The sequence below is a fragment of the Parafrankia sp. Ea1.12 genome, assembly GCF_900465275.1.
In the GTDB taxonomy this organism is placed as follows: domain Bacteria; phylum Actinomycetota; class Actinomycetes; order Frankiales; family Frankiaceae; genus Parafrankia; species Parafrankia soli.
Genome location: NZ_UBIZ01000395.1, coordinates 17,722 through 36,760 on the forward strand (window position 1 = coordinate 17,722; position 19,039 = coordinate 36,760).

The 19,039-nt window shown below is 72.3% G+C and carries 14 protein-coding genes, 1 tRNA gene and 1 pseudogene; 10 read left to right on the forward strand and 6 right to left on the reverse strand.

The features are described from left to right. Positions 1–80 precede the first annotated feature (80 nt). A complete protein-coding gene (locus FMEAI12_RS38540; protein ID WP_235014329.1) occupies positions 81–1,358 on the forward strand; it encodes a hypothetical protein in 1,278 nt (425 codons plus the stop codon). Positions 1,359–1,362: 4 nt separating this feature from the next. Here FMEAI12_RS38540 and FMEAI12_RS22695 read toward each other — a convergent pair whose 3' ends face one another. Together FMEAI12_RS22695 and FMEAI12_RS22700 are read right to left on the reverse strand one after the other, a co-directional pair. Further along, positions 1,363–2,103, reverse strand: a complete 741-nt coding sequence (locus FMEAI12_RS22695; RefSeq protein WP_071061036.1) for a Crp/Fnr family transcriptional regulator — start codon at positions 2,101–2,103, stop codon at positions 1,363–1,365. A 277-nt stretch (positions 2,104–2,380) separates the two neighbouring features. Continuing rightward, positions 2,381–3,349, reverse strand: coding sequence for a pirin family protein (locus FMEAI12_RS22700; protein ID WP_112107769.1), 969 nt, complete (start codon positions 3,347–3,349; stop codon positions 2,381–2,383). A gap of 335 nt (positions 3,350–3,684) precedes the next feature. On the opposite strand from FMEAI12_RS22700, the gene lon reads away from it, so the two are divergent. From lon to FMEAI12_RS22720, 4 genes are all read left to right on the forward strand, one after another. Then, positions 3,685–6,201, forward strand: coding sequence for an endopeptidase La (lon, locus tag FMEAI12_RS22705; RefSeq protein ID WP_112107768.1), 2,517 nt, complete (start codon positions 3,685–3,687; stop codon positions 6,199–6,201). Between the two features lie 401 nt (positions 6,202–6,602). Beyond that, entirely contained in the window at positions 6,603–7,151 is a 549-nt protein-coding gene (locus FMEAI12_RS22710) for a hypothetical protein (RefSeq protein ID WP_112107767.1), read from the forward strand. A 128-nt stretch (positions 7,152–7,279) separates the two neighbouring features. Further along, entirely contained in the window at positions 7,280–7,876 is a 597-nt protein-coding gene (orn, locus tag FMEAI12_RS22715; protein ID WP_198145380.1) for an oligoribonuclease, read from the forward strand. Between the two features lie 201 nt (positions 7,877–8,077). Further along, positions 8,078–8,153: transfer RNA gene (locus FMEAI12_RS22720), tRNA-His, on the forward strand. Here FMEAI12_RS22720 and FMEAI12_RS22725 read toward each other — a convergent pair. Continuing rightward, positions 8,142–8,573 carry a hypothetical protein gene (locus FMEAI12_RS22725; protein WP_112107766.1) on the reverse strand — a complete coding sequence of 144 codons (432 nt, stop codon included), beginning with the start codon at positions 8,571–8,573 and terminating at the stop codon, positions 8,142–8,144. The two genes, FMEAI12_RS22720 and FMEAI12_RS22725, sit on opposite strands and share 12 nt — an antisense overlap. 1,096 nt (positions 8,574–9,669) lie before the next feature. After that, positions 9,670–10,386 (reverse strand): response regulator transcription factor, encoded by a 717-nt coding sequence (locus tag FMEAI12_RS22735; RefSeq protein WP_020572678.1) that lies wholly within the window; start codon positions 10,384–10,386, stop codon positions 9,670–9,672. Between the two features lie 463 nt (positions 10,387–10,849). Between FMEAI12_RS22735 and FMEAI12_RS22740 the strand changes: the two genes are divergently transcribed. Further along, positions 10,850–12,421: an aldehyde dehydrogenase family protein gene (locus tag FMEAI12_RS22740; RefSeq protein WP_112107770.1), complete on the forward strand. Its 1,572-nt coding sequence runs from the start codon at positions 10,850–10,852 to the stop codon at positions 12,419–12,421. Between the two features lie 34 nt (positions 12,422–12,455). On the opposite strand, the gene FMEAI12_RS22745 is transcribed toward FMEAI12_RS22740, so the two are convergent. After that, positions 12,456–13,154, reverse strand: coding sequence for a polysaccharide deacetylase family protein (locus FMEAI12_RS22745; protein WP_235014328.1), 699 nt, complete (start codon positions 13,152–13,154; stop codon positions 12,456–12,458). 427 nt (positions 13,155–13,581) lie between these two features. Here FMEAI12_RS22745 and FMEAI12_RS22750 point away from each other — a divergent pair, with 427 nt between their 5' ends. Both FMEAI12_RS22750 and FMEAI12_RS22755 read left to right on the forward strand, forming a co-directional pair. Further along, complete coding sequence (locus FMEAI12_RS22750; protein ID WP_112107763.1) at positions 13,582–15,210, forward strand: phospholipase D-like domain-containing protein; 1,629 nt, start codon at positions 13,582–13,584, stop codon at positions 15,208–15,210. A gap of 338 nt (positions 15,211–15,548) precedes the next feature. Then, the gene (locus FMEAI12_RS22755) at positions 15,549–16,241 is read left to right on the forward strand and encodes a hypothetical protein (RefSeq protein WP_112107772.1); all 693 of its coding nucleotides are present in this window, start codon (positions 15,549–15,551) and stop codon (positions 16,239–16,241) included. Between the two features lie 48 nt (positions 16,242–16,289). Here the strand turns inward: FMEAI12_RS22755 and FMEAI12_RS22760 are convergent, their stop codons facing one another. Then, positions 16,290–17,033: a response regulator transcription factor gene (locus tag FMEAI12_RS22760; protein ID WP_235014327.1), complete on the reverse strand. Its 744-nt coding sequence runs from the start codon at positions 17,031–17,033 to the stop codon at positions 16,290–16,292. Between the two features lie 503 nt (positions 17,034–17,536). Between FMEAI12_RS22760 and FMEAI12_RS38545 the strand changes: the two genes are divergently transcribed. Together FMEAI12_RS38545 and FMEAI12_RS38550 are read left to right on the forward strand one after the other, a co-directional pair. Further along, complete coding sequence (locus FMEAI12_RS38545; RefSeq protein WP_235014325.1) at positions 17,537–18,085, forward strand: hypothetical protein; 549 nt, start codon at positions 17,537–17,539, stop codon at positions 18,083–18,085. A 488-nt stretch (positions 18,086–18,573) separates the two neighbouring features. Next, positions 18,574–19,039: pseudogene (locus FMEAI12_RS38550) on the forward strand (hypothetical protein); the annotation flags it as partial.

The window sequence follows — 19,039 nt, forward strand, 5'->3', positions numbered from 1 at the left end:
ATCCCATCGCATGACGATGTGTTCCGTGCCCACAGCGTGAACAGTTGCCTCCGACGGACCGTGACCATCGGAGGCTGTGCGTGAACGAGACGATGCCCGGCATCCGGCGGCTGTGTATCGCCGTCGCCGCATACGACAACGGCCGGGAGGGCCAGTTCCCGGAGGGCTCGCCGGCCTCGCCGCCGCTCGGGGCCGTCCTGGACGAGACCTGCGCGGCGGCCGACGTCCGGTGCGCGCACTGGGCCAACCGGCCGACCGGGGGCGAGCTGGCGGTGTTCCCGCCCGGCATCGACGAAGGCCGGGTGGTCTCCGACTTCGTCCGCGAGCTGCGCCGCACCCTGGTGCGGGTGAACGCGGAGTCGGCGCCGCGGCTGCGGCTGCGGGTCGCGCTGCACCAGGGCATCACCCGCGTCGACGAGCAGGGCTACGGGGGGCGCGCGGTGGTGAAGGCGTGCCGGCTGCGCGACGCCGACATCCTCGACCGGGAGCTCGCGGAGCACCCGGAATCGGACCTGGTGCTCATCGTCTCCAGCGAGCTGTTCGACGACGTGGCCGGCGACACCGTGGCCGGCGACGACGTTTCGGGCGATCATCCGCCGGACCTGTGCCGCGCCGACTTCCGGCCGGTGACCCTGGACGTGCCCGAGAGCGGCCAGCGCGCGCTGGCCGCTCTCGGGCACGTCCAGGGTCACCGGCCGGAAGTCGGCGCGGCACAGGTCCGGCGGATGATCGCCCGAAACGTCGTCGCCGGCCACGGTGTCGCCGGCCACGTCGTCGAACAGCTCGCTGGAGACGATGAGCACCAGGTCCGATTCCGGGTGCTCCGCGAGCTCCCGGTCGAGGATGTCGGCGTCGCGCAGCCGGCACGCCTTCACCACCGCGCGCCCCCCGTAGCCCTGCTCGTCGACGCGGGTGATGCCCTGGTGCAGCGCGACCCGCAGCCGCAGCCGCGGCGCCGACTCCGCGTTCACCCGCACCAGGGTGCGGCGCAGCTCGCGGACGAAGTCGGAGACCACCCGGCCTTCGTCGATGCCGGGCGGGAACACCGCCAGCTCGCCCCCGGTCGGCCGGTTGGCCCAGTGCGCGCACCGGACGTCGGCCGCCGCGCAGGTCTCGTCCAGGACGGCCCCGAGCGGCGGCGAGGCCGGCGAGCCCTCCGGGAACTGGCCCTCCCGGCCGTTGTCGTATGCGGCGACGGCGATACACAGCCGCCGGATGCCGGGCATCGTCTCGTTCACGCACAGCCTCCGATGGTCACGGTCCGTCGGAGGCAACTGTTCACGCTGTGGGCACGGAACACATCGTCATGCGATGGGATTGTCCGAGCGACGACGATCAGCCCCGGCGATCAGCGATAAACGATCAGCGGGGGCGCGTCGTCCCGGCGGCCCGGTGCAGGGCCTCGACGTCGCGGATCACGATGGAGCGGTAGCGGGTATCGATGACTCCCTGCTGGCGCAGCTCGCGCAGGACCTTGTGCACCGTCGGCTCGGCGGCGCCGACGAGCGCGGCGAGCTCGGGCTGGGTGAGGGCGATCTGGACCCGCCGCCCCGGGCCGTCCGTCGCGTCAGCCCCGTAGGCGCGTTCGAGCTCGACGATCACGCGGGCCAGCCGGACGGCTACCGAGCACCCGCCGAACTCGACGCGGCGCCGGGTCGCGTTGCGCAGCTTGGCGCTGACGGACTGCAGCACAGGAGGGCCCGCGTCGGGATGGGACCGCAGGAAGGCGAGGAACGCCTCCAGCGGAATCACCTTCGCCAGCACCGCCCCGGCCGCGGTGACCGTCGCCGACCGGGGCTCACCGTCCAGGCCGGCCTGCTCGCCGACGAGGTCGCCGCCGTGGCGGATGGCGAGCAGGGCGAAGCCGCCGTTCTCGGTGGAGGCGGTGACCTTGACCCACCCGTTCAGCAGGAGCACGACGAAGTTGGTGCCGTCGCCCTCCCGCAGGACGATCTCCTCGCTGGCGTACTCACGGTAGGGGCCCAGACCGACGAATGCCGCCCGGGTCTGTTCGGGCAGCCGCCCGAGCAGGGTGGTCGACGGCCAGTCGCGCCGCCGCGGGCCCTGTTGCTCCGGACCGGTCCGGCCGATCTCCCGAACCATGATCCGCTCCCTTGCTGCCGGGTGCCGCCCATGCCGGAGCCCGACCGATGATCCACGAATTGCCCGATGTACCGGTTGATATCATCACGGCCGTTCCCGTATGTGAACGACCGGGTGCGGTCCGCCGGCATCCTCGGTTAAATCGTGGTCGGTCCCGGGCCGGGCAGCGGCATCCGCCGGGACGGAGCAGCGCCCCGCGGGTGCCGGATGGCGGCACCCGCGGGGGCCGGGCGGCTCGGACCCGGCTCTCGGCACCCTCAGCCACGAGGCGGCAGGCTCACCCGCGGTGCGGCATCAGGGCGTTCTCCGGGATCACACCCAGCCGACCGGCCTGGAAGTCCTCGATCGCCTGGCGGAGCTCGTCCTTTGTGTTCATGACGAACGGCCCGTACATCTCGACGTGCTCGCGGATCGGCCGGCCGCCGAGCAGCAGGACCTCCAGGTTCGGGGTGTGCGAGTCCTGGGTCGGGTTCGCCGCGAGGATGATGCGGTCCCCCGCGCCCAGCACGGCCGTCTGGCCGAGGCGCACGGGCGTGTCGTCCGCACCGACGGTGCCCTGACCGGCCAGGACGTAGACCAGCGCGTTGTACTCGGGGTTCCAGGGCAGGCTGACCCGCGCGCCGGGGCTGACCGTGGTGTGCACCACCGCGATCGGCGTGTGGGTCGACCCGGGGCCACGGAAGCCGCCGACGTCACCGGCGATGATCCGGACCAGGCTGCCGCCGTCAGGGGAGGCGATCAGCGCGACATCCTCCCCTTCGATGCTCTGGTAGCGGGGCGCGCTGAACTTGTCCTTCGCCGGCAGGTTCACCCAGAGCTGGACACCGTGGAACCGGCCGCCGCTGACGACGAGTGCCTCGGGCGGGGTCTCGATGTGCAGGATGCCGGAGCCGGCCGTCATCCACTGGGTGGCGCCGTTGGCGATCAGGCCGCCGCCGCCGTGCGAGTCCTGGTGCTGGAAGGTGCCGTCGATCATGTAGGTGACGGTCTCGAAGCCGCGGTGCGGGTGCCACGGCGTCCCCTTGGGCTCACCGGGCGCGTAGTCGATCTCGCCCATCTGGTCGGCGTGGACGAAGGGGTCGCGGTCGGCCATGCTCACCCCGGCGAACATCCGGCGGACGGGGAACCCCTCCCCCTCCAGCCCGGACGGGGCGGTGACGACCTTCTTCACCGGGCGCTCGACATCGCCGAGACCCGGCGCGGACAGCCTCGGCAGCGTGAGGGCGTCGGCGGTGACGGCTGGCATGGTGACCTCCTACGGAACCAGGCAGATCCTCTCATCGGACCCCTGCCCGGTCGACGGGGCGAGACCTCGCTCCCACCCGACCTAACAGTTGCCGATGCAACTACCCCCCTCAACCCACCGGGACGCCCGACCCTTCCCGACACCTCGAGCACCTTCACATCCCGCGCATCACGGCCCGCACATCACATCTCGTGACATCTCGCGACATCTCACGCAGACAGCGGCGTTCACCCAGGGCGATCAGGTTCGGGAACAACGATCCGCTCCGATGCCTTGAGCACGACAGGCTCAATGAGAGTGGGCCCAAGCCGCTCGACACGAGGGATGAAGGCCGCATGTCACACACCAGGCTCCTCCCGCTGCTGCCGCTGGACGACGCGGTCGTCCTGCCCGGCATGGTGGTTCCGCTCGACCTGTCGGACGCCGGGACCCGCGCCGCCGTGGACGCGGCCCGCGGCGGCAGGCCCGACTCCACACCCGACGCCAGGGCGCCGGGCATCTCCAGCCGCTCCTTCCAGCGCACCGCCGAGATCCTGCTCGTCCCCCGGGTGGACGGCGACCTCGCCGACATGGGCGTCCTCGCCGTCGTCGACCAGATCGGCCGGCTGCCGAACGGCGGGACGGCCGCGCTCGTGCGGGCCGTGTCCCGAGCCCGGGTCGGCACCGCCCCCACGCCGCCCGGCGCCGCCGACACCGGTGTCGTGTGGGCCGAGGCGACCCCCGTCGAGCCGGTCCTCCCGGCCGGCTTCACCGGCACGATCAGCGCGACGGCGACCGCGGGCACGCCGGGTGCCACCGGCGCCACCGGCGACCCCGACGGCGCGGCCGCCCGGCTGGTCGAGCTCGCCCGCGAGTACCGCACGCTGGTGACCGGGGTGCTGCGCGCCCGCGGGGTCGGCCAGGTCGCCGACACCGTCGAGGCGATCGAGAACCCCGACACGCTGGCCGACACCGCCGGCTACTCGTCCTACCTGTCGACCGCGCAGAAGCTGGAGCTGCTGCGCACCGTCGACGTGACCGCCCGGCTGGAGCTGCTCGTCCCGTGGACGCGGGAGCACGCCGCCGAGGTCGACGTGGCCGAGACCATCCGGCGCGACGTCCAGGAGGGCGTCGACCGCCAGCAGCGGGAGTTCCTGCTGCGCCGTCAGCTGGAGGCCGTCCGCAAGGAACTGGCCGAGCTGGACGGGTCACCCGCGTCCTCCGAGCAGGAGGACTACCGAGCCCGGGTCGAGGCCGCCGACCTGCCGGAGAAGGTCCGCGCCGCGGCGCTCAAGGAGGTCGACAAGCTGGAGCGGACGGCCGAGTCCTCCCCCGAGGTCGGCTGGATCCGCACCTGGCTGGACACCGTCCTGGAGCTGCCGTGGAACGAGCACGCCGAGGACACCTACGACATCGCCTCGGCGCGGGCCGTGCTGGACGCCGACCACGCCGGGCTCAGCGACGTCAAGGACCGGATCGTCGAGTACCTGGCGGTCCGCCGCCGGCGGGCCGACGCCGGGCTCGGGGTCGTCGGTGGGCGCCGCAGCGGCGCGGTGCTCGCGCTGGCCGGGCCGCCCGGGGTCGGCAAGACCTCGCTGGGCGAGTCCGTGGCCCGCGCCATGGGCCGCCGGTTCGCCCGGGTGGCGCTCGGCGGCGTCCGCGACGAGGCGGAGATCCGCGGCCACCGGCGCACCTACGTCGGTGCGCAGCCCGGCCGCGTCGTGCGGGCGATCCGCGAGGCCGGCTCGATGAACCCGGTGATCCTGCTCGACGAGGTCGACAAGGTCGGCTCCGACTACCGCGGGGACCCGACGGCGGCGCTGCTCGAGGTGCTGGACCCGGCGCAGAACCACACCTTCCGCGACCACTACCTGGAGGTCGAGCTCGACCTGTCGGACGTGCTGTTCCTGGCCACCGCGAACGTGCTGGAGTCCATCCCGGCGCCGCTGCTGGACCGGATGGAACTGATCCTGCTCGACGGCTACACCGAGGAGGAGAAGGTCACCATCGCCCGCGACCACCTGCTCCCGCGCCAGCTCGAGCGGGCCGGGCTGACCCCCGACGACGTCACCGTGGACGACGCGGCGCTGCGGCTGCTGGCCGGCGAGTACACCCGCGAGGCCGGCGTGCGTGACCTGGAGCGGGCGACCGCCCGGGTGCTGCGCAAGGTCGTCGCGAAGGTCGCACTGGACGAGACCGCCCTGCCGGTCACGATCGGCGCCGGCGATCTGGCCGGATACCTCGGACGGCCGCGGCACACCCCGGAGTCGGCGGAGCGCACCGCGCTGCCGGGGGTGGCGACCGGGCTCGCGGTCACCGGGGCCGGCGGGGACGTCCTGTTCGTCGAGGCGTCACTGGCCGACCCGGAGACCGGGGCCAGCGGAGTGACGCTGACCGGGCAGCTCGGCGACGTCATGAAGGAGTCGGCGCAGATCGCGCTGTCCTACCTGCGCTCACGCGGGGTGGAGCTCGAACTGCCGGTCGGCGACCTGCGTGACCGCGGGGTGCACATCCACGTCCCGGCGGGCGCGGTGCCCAAGGACGGGCCGAGCGCCGGGGTCACGATGACCACCGCGCTGGCATCCCTGCTCTCCGGGCGCCCGGTGCGCGCGGACGTGGCGATGACCGGCGAGGTCTCGCTGACCGGTCGGGTGCTACCCATAGGTGGGGTCAAGCAGAAGTTGCTCGCCGCGCACCGCGCCGGCATCACAACGGTGCTCCTGCCGGCGCGCAACGGCCCGGACCTTGACGACGTCCCGGCAGCGGTCCGCGAGGCGCTGACCGTGCACCTGGTTGCGGACGTCCGCGAAGTGCTTGAGCTGGCGCTGGAACCGGCCTTCGACACGACGCACACCCACGCCGTGGCGGCCTGAGATTGTCCGTTGGCGACTAGTTGGGTGCCGCCGCCGCCTCTCACAACGGCGGCGGCGGCACCTACGTGCCGACGCGACGCGCGGGTCCGGAACGCACGCGACACGCCGGCAGTTCGGTTAACACCTTGTGACGGCGCCCACGAAGGGCCGTCCGGCCCGCTACCTTCGGGGCGTGGATCGTGGCCGGTGCCTTCGGCAGGAGCGCGTCGCACAGGAGCGCATCCTGGCAGTGAGTCGACTACGGGGACGCCAGCGTCCGCGGGACAACCGCGGCCCCGGGCGCAGGCCGACCAGACCACCGGGCCGCAGGCCCCGCTGATCTGGTCGCCCCGCCGGGGTGGCGGTAACGCACGGGCTAGACTCGGTGCTTCACCGCAACCGTGGCGAAAGGTGCGCGCGGCGTGGACGCCTTCCGGCGCGGCTGGGTCGGCCTGGCACTGTTCCTCGCCGCGCTGATCATGATGCCGGTGCTCGTGGTCGAGTACCACAGTCGCCTGTCGGACGACGCCCGGTACTCCGGGGTCGACGCGGAGAGCATCATCCCGCCGGTGACCAGCACGGCGCCACCGCGGACCGCGCCCCCCGGCGTGATCGTCGGGTTCAACGGCGTCCTCGAGAACGAGACGCTGCGCGGCTTCCGGCACATCAGCCTGGAGACGACCGGTGACATCGGCGAGATCCACTACACGCTGACCGGCCCGACGGGCAGCCGCTATCCCATGACGGTGAGCGTGGCGCCCTACCTGTTCGCCCCGCACCAGACCGGCTGGGAGACGAGCGCCGTGATGGACGGCGTCTACTCGCTCGAGGCCAGGGCCGAGCGCCCCGGTGTGCCCGCGCGCAGCATCACCTTCACGATCCAGAACTCCACCCCGGCCGACGCCGGCGCTGGTGCCGGCGCAGCCGCTGGTGTCGGCGCCGGGCCGGTCGCGAGCCGGCCGCCGGCCTGAGCACCGCGACTGGAAGCAACCCCACCTCACGGTGAATATGGAGGCAGGTCGGGACGTGACGTGGTGGGCGGGGCCGGATCCGGAGGCGGTACGTGACGACAGCGACGGAAATCCCTAATGTGAACGGGATGGATCGCCTGGTTTGGATCGACTGCGAGATGACCGGCCTGGATGCCGGTTCCGACCTGCTGCTCGAGGTCGCCTGCCTGGTGACCGACAGCGAGCTCACCGTGCTGGACGAAGGCATCGACCTCGTGCTGGCGGCCCCGGACGCGGCCCTCGACCAGATGCTCCCGGTGGTCCGCGAGATGCACGAGACCTCCGGGCTCACCGAGGCCGTGCGCGGCTCCGACCTCAAGCTCGACGAGGCCGAGGAGCAACTCCTCAGCTACATCCGCCGGTTCGTCCCGGAGGCGCGCAAGGCCCCGCTGTGCGGGAACTCGATCGCGACCGACCGCACGTTCATCGCCCGCTACCTGCCCCAGCTCGACACCTTCCTGCACTACCGCATGATCGACGTCTCCTCGATCAAGGAGCTGGCCCGGCGCTGGTACCCGCGGGCGTACTACGCGGCCCCGGTGAAGTCGGGCGGGCACCGCGCCCTGGCCGACATCCGGGAGAGCATCGAGGAGCTGCGGTACTACCGCGAGATCCTCTTCGTGCCCCAGCCCGGCCCGACCACCGACGCGGCCCGCGCCGCGGCCGCCGCGATCCGCGCCTCCTGACAGCCGCGCCCCCGGCGTTCACCGAACCCCCGGCGCCCACCAGGCCTCCGGGGCCCACCGGGCGCACCGGGCGCACCGGAGCCACCCGCGGACCGCCGCCGGATGGGAATCGGACGGATTTCGGCACTCGATCGTGACCCGGCTGCCGCACGGGCACGTTCACCCGGTACGATGGCTGCGCCCGGTGAGATCCGGGCGATGGTGGGTGTAGCTCAGTTGGTAGAGCACCGGGTTGTGGTCCCGGGTGCCGCGGGTTCAAGTCCCGTCACTCACCCCAGATAGAGGGGGCCGCCGCCTGCGGGGGACCCCCTCTCTTCGTCGCGGGATGGCGTTGCCGCTCGCGCTCAGGGCGTCCCGCCACACTGCTGTGATCACGATGCGGGCGCTCGACGGCGAACCTCAGCGCGGCCCGCGCGCAGGCGAGGGAGTCCGCCACCCGCAACGGCGCCGCGACGGGCCCCACGCCGAGGCGGGAGAAGGGTGCCGACGAGAGCGCCCTCGCATCGGCGCTGACCGGCACCCCACCTGCGCCCACCGAGCGGCCGGACCGGGCCCGGCGCACGACGCCGATGTGGGCGTCGATGCCGCCCTTCTCGGCGGCCACGGTCGCCAGCACCCGGATGTCGCGATCCGACCTGAATCCGAGCATGCGAAGCGCGCGCAGCCGGTCGATCTCCGCGAGTGCGGACCTCTCCATGCGATGGCGGGGCGCGGCGGCGCTCCGGCGGCCGTGGCGGGGGACCGTGCTCCTCGGCCGCCGGAGCCCGGTTCACAACATCGGAAATATGGTCATACCGGCGGGATGAGGCCTACGTGTCGGCCCTTTCCCGCGCAGTGGCGGCAAGGCTCGAGATGCGGCGCGGTGCCGCCCTGGTCGGCGGCCCGAAGCTCGAAGACAGCTCGCCCGCCTCGGCAGGTGAGGCAGATCTGATTGATGATGCTCGGCCGCCCCGGGCTCGTGTCGGCCCCGGACGGCTGCTCCGCTGTGGTCACCGGTGAACTCACCTCCCCGGTCATGACAGACCGTGGGACGAGTGGTCGCGCGGACGGCCAGCGCTCGACGAACCCGACGGATGACGAACCCGACGGACGCTGACAGATCGCGGGCCGGAGGAATCCGGCCTAGGACGTGGCCCTCGCCGAGGACCGGGCTCCTCACCTCCCCGATGGCGCTGTCCCGGCGTTCGAGCTGCTCGATCGATCTCGCCGGACATCCGAGCGTGCTGGTCGACCGATGACGCTAGCCAACATCGACATCGTATGGGGTGGAATGCAGGAAAGGACCGCACAACTCTGTCTGCCACGTCTCGCGCTGAACCAGGCGTGGATACACCACCGGCCCGGAAGTGTGGCCCGTGCCGGGCGGTCCGGCATGGCGAGCCCTTCCAGATCCGTCCATCTCCCGCGCCGCCGCGGCGTTCACACCGGACCGGCATCCGCTCTACGCGGCTGCCAGGCTTCCCACCTGCCTCTTCCCTGCCGTCCGCCCGCCGATGCCATTCATGGTCACCCCTGGTTCCGTTCCGGGCGACACACGATTTCCAGAACGGACAATTCACCCATTACGGGAAAAGCGTTGTACAGGCCCGACACCACGAAGAAGACGCGCAGAGTACGGATGATCGCGCCGGACGCGGCCCGTCGGTGCTCCCGATGGCACGCACCGGCCACGTCCGGAGATCACACGAGGATCACCAGATGATCATCCGGCGAACACCGCCGTTCCCGGCCGCCCCGGCGACACCCACCGCGCCATTCACACCGAACACACTCCCGGAGCACACCGGAGACACTTATTCGATGTCGAACAGGCCCTGGCGGACGGCGTACATCACCGCCTCCATGCGGGAGTGCAGCTGAAGCTTGTCAAGAATATTGCGAACGTGGTTCTTCACGGTGTTCTCACTGATGAAGAGCTTCCGCGCGATCTCGCGGTTCGCCCGGCCCTCTGCCACCAGCTTGAGGACCTCGAGCTCGCGGGCGGTGAGGTGGGGCGCGTGCGCGCGCGGGCGGTCCTCCCCCCCACGGGCCATCGTCGCGAACTCGACCATGAGCTTCGAGGCCATCGAGGGGCTGATCAGGCTCTGGCCGTTGTGCACGGCACGCACCGCGTCGGCCACCTCGTGCGGCGGGATCGACTTCAGCAGGTAGCCGACGGCCCCCGCCTTGATCGCCTCGAACAGATCGGACTCCTCGTCCGAAACGGTGAGCATCACGATCCGCGTGCGCGGCACCGCGCGCTTGATGGCGCCGGCGGCGGCGATGCCGTCGCGGCCCGGCATCCGCACGTCCATCAGGACGATGTCCGGCGTCGTGCCGGACGCCAGGGTCAGTGCCTCCTGCCCGTCCGCCGCGCGCCCGACCACCGAAATGTCCTCCTCGGTCTCCAGCACGGTCTGCAGGCCCTGAAGGAAGAGCTCGTGATCGTCCACGACGAGAACCCGTATCGGCGTCACGTCACGGGTCGGGTCGGCATCAGCGGCCGACGGCGGCACCACACTGGCCGTCATCACACATCCGGAAATCGAGTTCGGTTTTTACGCCACGCGGCTTCTCCACCGCAGGCGAAAGCCGGTTCGGACACCTGCCCACTCTACGTGATGCACTACACACATGAGGTCGCAGGCGCGCTGAAGTCACCTCCGACTTCCATGTCCTTAACGCATCCGACATGCCGGAAATAGTACGCGGCTTCACCGCAAGTTTGGCGTAGTGGGACGTTCTGCTCTCCGTCCGGGACGCGACCCCGGCCCGCCAACAGGCTCGCGAGCTGTGCGGACGTCCGCCCACGGCCCCGGCGGGCGCATTCATCCGGCTGCTCAGCACAACCAGGCAACGACGCGCGGTAGCAACACGATCCGGGTAACAGGTGCTTCATAACCAGTTATCTGAGTCTCCTGGATGTACCGCGTGCGCGACGGCATTGAAGGCTGTTTGGTGGCGCCGCGATCGGATCAGAGAGACCCTCGTCAGATGGACGCCGCAGCCAGCACTCCCCCGTCCCGCCTGCGTCTCAAGCCGGGCACCGCCTGGGCCGACGCCTACTCGCGCGCCCGGCAGGAGGCCCCGGAAGCGTTCCACGAGGACCGCCTGCTCAACCTGTGGGGCGGTCAGTGGCGTCGCACCGGCAACCCGCTGCACAGCCTCACGCCGGTGGACGGCACCCCGATCGCCGGCCCGCCGATGATCGAGCCCGACGAGGCGCGCGAGGCCATCCGCGCGACCCTCGACGACCACAAGGAATGGCGCGACGTCCCGCTGGCCGACCGCAAGGCCCGGGTGACCGCCGCGATCGAGGCGATGGAGGAGCACCGCGACCTGGTCGCGGTGCTGCTGGTCTGGGAGATCGGCAAGCCGTGGCGGCTCGCCCGCACCGACGTCGACCGCGCCCTGGACGGCGTGCGCTGGTACGTCGACGAGATCGACTCCATGATCGGCGGCCGGGCGGCCCTGCCGGGCCCGGTCAGCAACATCGCGAGCTGGAACTACCCGATGAGCGTGCTCATGCACGCCATGCTCGTCCAGGTGCTCGCCGGCAACGCGGCGATCGCCAAGACGCCGACCGACGGCGGGGCGGCCTGCCTGACGCTGGCCTGCGCGCTCGCCCGCCGGGCCGGGCTGCCGGTGTCGCTGGTCTCCGGGTCGGGGTCGCGGCTGTCGTCCGCGCTGGTGCGGGCCCCGGAGATCGGCTGCCTGGCGTTCGTCGGCGGGCGCTCCGCCGGCGGCCAGGTCGCCGCCGCGCTCGTCGACACCGGCAAGCGGCACTTCCTCGAGCAGGAGGGCCTCAACGCCTGGGGCATCTGGGACTTCTCCCAGTGGGACCTGCTCGCCTCGCACCTGCGCAAGGGCTTCGAGTACGGCAAGCAGCGCTGCACCGCCTACCCGCGCTATGTCGTCCAGCGCCAGCTCTTCGACAAGTTCCTGGAGATGTACCTGCCGGTGGTCTCCTCGGTGCGGTTCGGGCATCCCCTCGCCGTGGCGGACGACTCCGACCCGCTGCCCGACCTCGACTACGGGCCGGTGATCACCGCGGAGAAGGCGGCGGAGCTCGCCGCCAAGATCGACGAAGCGGTGACCAAGGGCGGCGTGCCGCTCTACCGCGGCGACCTCGCCGACGGCCGGTTCCTGCCCGGCCAGGACCGGGCCGCCTACGTCCCACCGGTGGCGATCCTCAACCCGCCGCCGTCGGCCGCGCTGCACCACGCGGAGCCGTTCGGGCCGGTCGACAGCATCGTGGTCGTCGACTCCGAGGCCGAGCTGCTGTCCGCGATGAACGCCTCGAACGGCGCGCTCGTCGCCTCACTGGCCTGCGACGACGACACCACGGCGCGCCGGCTCGCCGGGGAGCTCGCCGCGTTCAAGGTCGGCGTCAACAAGCCCCGCTCGCGAGGCGACCGGTCCGAGCCGTTCGGTGGGCGCGGCGCGTCGTGGAAGGGCGCGTTCGTCGGCGGGGAGCACCTCGTCCGCGCGGTCACCGTCGGCGCGGACCCGAACGAACGCCTCTACGGCAACTTCCCCTCCTACTCCCTCTACCCGGAGACGTGATCAGGCTCCACCCCAGGACCTGTTCGGCGGGCCGTTACCTCGAGACGGGGCGCAGGCCGTGCTCGGCGAGCGGCCCGAGGCGCAGACCCGCGTCGTCGCAGCGCGCCGCCAGCTCGGGCAGGGCGCCCAGCGCGCTGTGCCAGGCTCCCGGCGCGGACGTGCAGTCGCTGTCGTGCAGCAGCACCGTCGCGCCGCCGCGCAGATCGGGGGCGAGTGTCGCCAGCACGTTGGCCGGGGTCGCCGTCGCCGTCCAGTCGCGGCCCCACGCCGTCCACAGGACGGGGGTGAGGTCGAGGCGGCGCGCGGCGGCGAGCACCCCGGCCGAGAGCACCCCGTGCGGCGGGCGAACGTAGGCCGGCGCCCGGCCGGTGGTCTCGGCGATCAGGTCACGGGTGCGCGCGAGCTGGTCGTAGGTGGACGCCGGCCCGCGCAGCAGCATGGGCCGGTGATCCCACCCGTGGACGGCCAGCTCGTGCCCGGCCTCGGTCATCTCCCGGGCGAGGCCGGGGGCGCGCTCGAGCATCCCGCCGAGTACGAAGAACGTCGAACGGATCTCGAGCGCGTCGAGCACCTCGAGGAAGCGCGGCGTCGAGGCCGGGTCGGGACCGTCGTCGAACGTGAGCGCGACGTGGTCGGGCCGGCCCACCCCGGCGAGCCCTGGGGTCACCCGGGTGCGCAGCCGACGGAACGTGGCCAGTGACGGCAGGCCGTAGGCCAGTGCGCCGAGTGCCATGACCGCGCCACCCGCGGCCCACCGCCCCGTCTCCCACCGCCCCGTGCCGGACCGCACCATGACGGACACTGTGCCACACCCTGCGCCGCCCCCCGGTGGCACGCGCACCGCCCGTCGCCGTGGTCCGGCCGTCACCGTGTCCCGGCCGGTTGGTTCGGACGTCCCGTGGAGGGAAGGGAGCCACCGGGACGATCCATGACCTTCTGGCGGGCTTCCGGCGCTTCATGATTCGTCGTGCAAACGCCGGCCGGCTCGCGGGCCGCGGGCTCGTCCCGTCCGCAGCAGGGCCCCGGCACGCGTCGCGCCGGCGCGGTCCCTGGCCGGGCGACCGTCAGGCACCCGCGGCCGAACAGGCCGCCGGGGCCGAACAGGCCGCCGGGGCCGCGGCACCCGGTCCGGCACCGCCTGAAGAAGGAGGACCGGCACGATGCTCGAGGACCCGACGCTCGAGGACCCGACGCTCGGGGAGTGGTTCCTCACCGACGAGGAGCGCGGCAACCCGGACACGGCCCTGGACGCCCGCCATCCGGACGGTCTGGCGTGGACCACCGGCAACCTCGTCCGCCCGCTGGTGCACGGGCGGGCCTACTTCTCCCGCCTGCTCGAGATCGTCGAGACCCTCGGCGAGAACGACCTTCTCCTGTTCACCGACTGGCGCGGCGACCTCGACCAGCGGCTGGACGGCGCCGGCTCCGAGGTCGGCCGGGTGCTGGGCCGCGCCGCCGCCCGGGGCGCCGTCGTGCGCGGGCTGATGTGGCGCTCGCACCTGGAGCTGATGTCGTTCAGCTCGCGCCCGAACCGCCGGCTGGCCGAGGAGCTGAACACCGCCGGCGCCCAGGTGGTGCTCGACCACCGGGTGCACCGCAACGGCTCGCACCACCAGAAGCTGGTCATCGCCCGCCGCGCCGCCGCGTCGGAGGACGCGGTGGCCTTCGCCGGCGGCATCGACCTCTGCTACAGCCGCCGCGACGACGCCGCTCACGCCGGCGACCCGCAGAGCCAGCCGATCGACGACGCCTACGGTGCCGCCCCGCCCTGGCACGACATCCAGGCCGAGGTACGCGGGCCGGCCGTGGGTGATCTCGAGGTGACCTTCCGGGAGCGCTGGGACGACCCGTCCGCGCTGGACAACCCCAACCCGATCCGGCAGATCTTCTATCGGATACGCCCGGTCGAGACCAATCCGGACGGGCTCCCGCCGCAGGCACCCGACCCGGCCCCGGTCGGCCCGCACGCCGTCCAGATCCTGCGCACCTACCCGCGCCGGCGCCCGCACTACCCGTTCGCGCGCAAGGGCGAACGGTCCATCGCGCGCGCCTACCGCAAGGTGCTGCGCCGCGCCCGGCGGCTGATCTACCTGGAGGACCAGTACATGTGGTCCACCGAGGTCGCCCGGCTGTTCGCGGACGCGCTGCGCCGCGAGCCCGAGCTCCACCTGATGATCGTCGTCCCGCGTTTCCCGCCCCAGGGCGGGCGCTTCTCGCTGCCGCCCAACCTCGTCGGGCGCGAGAAGGCCCTGGAGATCTGCCGCGCGGCCGGCGGCGACCGCGTCGGCGTCTACGACGTCGAGAACCACGCCGGGACGCCCGTCTACGTCCACTCGAAGGCCGTGACGATCGACGACGTCTGGGCCTCGATCGGCTCGGACAACCTCAACCGGCGCTCCTGGAGCCACGATTCGGAGCTCGCCGTCGCCACCATCGACACCACCCTCGACCCGCGCGAGCCACGCGACCCCGGCGGCCTCGGCGACGGTGCCCGCGTCTTCGCCCGCGACCTGCGCCTCGGGCTCTGGCGCGAGCACCTCGACTGGGACGGCGACGACGAGGAGCTCATCGACCCCGAAGCCGGGTTCAAGGCGTTCCGGCGGCGCGCCGACGAGCTCGACGCCTGGCACCACGGCGGCCAGGCCGGGCCGCGCCCGCCGGGCCGGATCCGGCCGCACCAGCCGCAACGCCTCGGCCGGCTCACCCGCGGCTGGTCCGCGCCGCTCTACCATGCCATCTACGACCCGGACGGCCGTCCCCGCCGGATGCGCCGCGACAACGCCTGGTGATCCCCCGCTCCCGGAAGTGGCGGGCGGGCGCGCCGCGCGGGAGGAAGGGCCGCGCGGCCGGGCGGGCGTAACACCAGCAAGCCCGCGCGGGCGCCGACTCCGACAACGGCCGCTCATGACCCCGCGGGTCCCGTGGGACATCCGGCGCGGGCCGCACCCGGTGCCCAGCCGTCCCGCGACGGTGCAGCACGATGTCCCCGGGACACATCCGGAACCGTGAGAACGAGGCCACAGCCGGATCGGACGGCTCCCGGGCCCTCGGCGCCCGTGCCGTCCCATGCCCGCGCCCGTCGGGAGGAGCTGCGCTGACCACGCCACGTCTGGGCGTCATCGGCTGGATGTTCGCGGGCGCCGTCGTCCTGGCCACGATCGCGCTGACAGCCGGGCGGCACGAACGGCACGATCCAAGGATCGTGCTCTGGGGTGACTCGCTCGCCTGGGAGGCGCGCGACTCCTTCACCGCGGCCGCCGGGAAGGACGGGGTCACCAGGACGACCACGCGGACCTGGGGCGGCACGGCGCTGTGCGACTGGTTCACCGACATGCGCAACCAGGCCCGGCGCTGGGATCCCACGGTGGCGGTCCTGTCCTTCTCCGGCAACACCGCCTCGGAGTGCATGCACGGCCGGGATCTGATCACCGCCTACCGGGAGGACGCCACCAAGGCCGTCGACATCCTGACCCGCCGGGGCATCGACGTCGTCCTCGTGGACGCCCCGCCGCGCAACGACCAGCCCGTCGGGCCGGACGGCCTCACCGAGCTCGACCGGGTCTGGCGCGAGGTCGCCGCCGGGAACTCCCACGTCCGGGTGGTGCCGGCCGGGGAGGTCCTCACCGACCAGGGACGGTTCGTCCCGAGGCTCCCGTGCCTGCCCGGCGAGCCCTGCGACCCTGATGGCAAGGTGGCCGTCCGCAGCCCGGACGGCGTCCACTTCTGCCCGGTCGTCCAACCCGCGATGACGGCGTGCCCGGTCCGGTCCCCCGGCGCGGAACGCTACGGGCGCGCCCTGGCCGAGGCCGCCCGCCCCTGACCTGTGTGAGTAAGCCCCACACCTGTCCGGGGCTGTCCGGGGCGCGGCCTACGGTGCGGCGGACGGCGCTGGCGGCGGTATGACCGGCGTCCGGTCCGAGGAGGATCGGGCCGGTCGGAGCAGGCCGCTCTGGTAGGCGATGACCACCAGTTGGGCGCGGTCGCGGGCACCGAGCTTGGCCATGGCGTGATGGACGTGGGTCCGGACTGTCAACGGGCAGATGGCGAGGACCTGAGCGATCTCCTCGTTGCTCCGCCCCTCGGCAGCGAGCGTCATGATCTCCCGTGCGCGGGGGGTGAGGCGGGCGAGGCGCCCGGGCGGCACCAGGTGGGAAGCCGGCTCGGCGGTGGCCAGGAAGCGGGTGATGAGTGCCCGCGCGGCCCCGGCGGACAGCAGGGCGTCTCCGCGGGCGACCGTCCGGATGGCCGCCTCCAGTTCACGTGTGCGCTCGGCGTTCGCGGCCCGTTCCGCCAGCAGCCGCACGCAGGTCCGCCACAGCCGAGCCCAGCTCCCGACGACAACCGGGGCCAGCACCCACATGACGGGCCCGATCGTCTCGAGCACCAGCGGGCGCGACGGCGGGCCGGCGGTCAGCGCCGCACCGACAAGCGCCGCGGCCGTCACCGCCGCGAAGGCCCCGGCGACCACCCAGGCCATGTCGAGCGCCAGCCAGTAGACGGCCACGATCAACGGTCCCAGCAGCAGTGGGCTGAGCAGGTAGCCCAACGCGGCGAGGGCCACCGCGCCGGAGGCAGTCAACGTCGCCGTGACGAGCGGATGGCGGCGGCACATCCCGCCACCAGGTGACGATCATCGGCCCCGCTCCCGTCGACGGACGCGTAGATGGATCCGTCCATGGTGGACGACATCCGCCGCAAAGCAACCGCTACGGAGCGGCGGACGGGAAACGGGCCGCCGGCCGACCGACCGGCCGCGGCGGGGGCCTACTGCGATCGCAGTAGGCCCCCGCCCTGCAGGTAGACGATTGACGCCAAACCGTCCGATCGACAGGCTCGTGACACGGCATCTCGAAAGATGCCGCCCAGTTTGCCGATTCAGGAGGTCGGGACGCCGAACGGTGCGTCGACATTCGGGCTCCCGCGTTCCAGCGGCTCCGCACAAACGCACACCTCGGCGCCCCCCACGCAACCATTCGAAAGGATTCATCGATGCCGAGGGGACCAAAGAGAATGCAGCGCCCGCACACATCGAGAACATCGCGGCGATCGAGTTCGTCAATCAAACGCCGCGGCGTCCGGCCGTTATTCTCGTTCCTGGTCGTTGCTCTCACGCTCGTGGTGGCGTCGTGCTCGGATTCAGGATCGACGACACCACCGGGCCCAGGAGCGACGTCCACGGCAGCGGCCGGAGCCACACCGCCGGCACCGAAGCCGGAGCCGATCTCCATCGAGGAACTCCCACTGCCACCGGTCGCCGGCAGCACCGACGCGGGTTCGTGCCCCGAGGCGATCAACCCGCACCGGACCGGATGTGTCGGCCAGTCGGTCGGACTGCAGTCGGGAGGCTTCCTCCCGGACGGCCGGAGCGTCGTCGCGCGGGTCACCTTCGTGGGCGCGCCCGCCGCCCCCGACCCGGCGAGCGTCCACAGCGGCTCCCAGCTGATCCTGGTACGGGCCGACGGCGGGAAGTTCCCCAACGGCGACGCCTGGAAATGCGTCACCTGCGGAGTGCCGGAGACGAACGCGGCCGGCCGCTCCCCCACCCTCGACTATCCTCAGCCGTTCACGGACGGAAAGCGGATCCTGGCCGGCACGAACATCATCGACTGCGGCTCACACCCGATCACCGACGAGGCGTGCACGCCAGAGCAGATCCACATCTAGCCGATTCGCTGGAACAACACCGCCGACGGTTCAGGAAATGGCGGCAGCATCCGGGAGCTGCGGATTCACCCGGACGACGTCCACCTCGGCTTCAACAGCTTCACCATCGCCAACGGCAGGTTCGGTCAGTTCGCCTACCTCGGCCGCCTCGCGTTCAACGCGACCCCTACCACCGGCACGCCGCTGACGCCCCGCTACGACCTCACCAACGTCACGCGACTGTTCGACCCGGCTGACACCCAGCCGGTCACCGTCGACCCGGACCACCCCGACGAACTCGTCTACAACCGTGACGCGCTCTCCGTCGGCGAACTGCGCGGCTTCAGCAGGACGGCAAGGAGGTCACCTACATCGGCTACCCGGAGGAGTCGTCGAACATCGACGTCTTCGCCGCCGATCTGACCACCGGGAAGGTCCGCCGGCTGACCGGCCATCCGGAGTACGTCGACCCGGTCGACCTCTCCCCCGACGGCGGCTGGACCGTCGCCATGGACACCCGCGGCTCCGACCGGCAGATGTTCCTCGCCGGCATGCGCGGCATCCCGCCGATCACCGACCTGATCACCACCAGCGCCACCTCGTCGACCCGCAACAACGGGCTGCGGCGCTTCTTCCAGCCGATCCTCATCGACCGCTACGGCGACCGAGGCGACTACGCGGGTCAGCAGCTCAACGCCGAGGGCGACGGCAGCCCCGGCAGCGTCAACGACCCGAACTGGAACGGCATGGCCGACCCCAAGTGGTCGCCCGACGGCACCGCCATCGCCTACTGGCAGGCGCTCGCCGTCTCACCGGCCTGCGGCGGAACCAACCCGCTGCCCTGCGAGACGTCCACGGAGCCCGGCGGCCGCACCTCACGCCTGATGATCGCGCACCTCACCAGTCGGAAGCCGAGCCCCGCGCCCAAGGTCGCACCCATCTCCGACGAGGTCCCCTGGGGCGTCGCCTACGAGC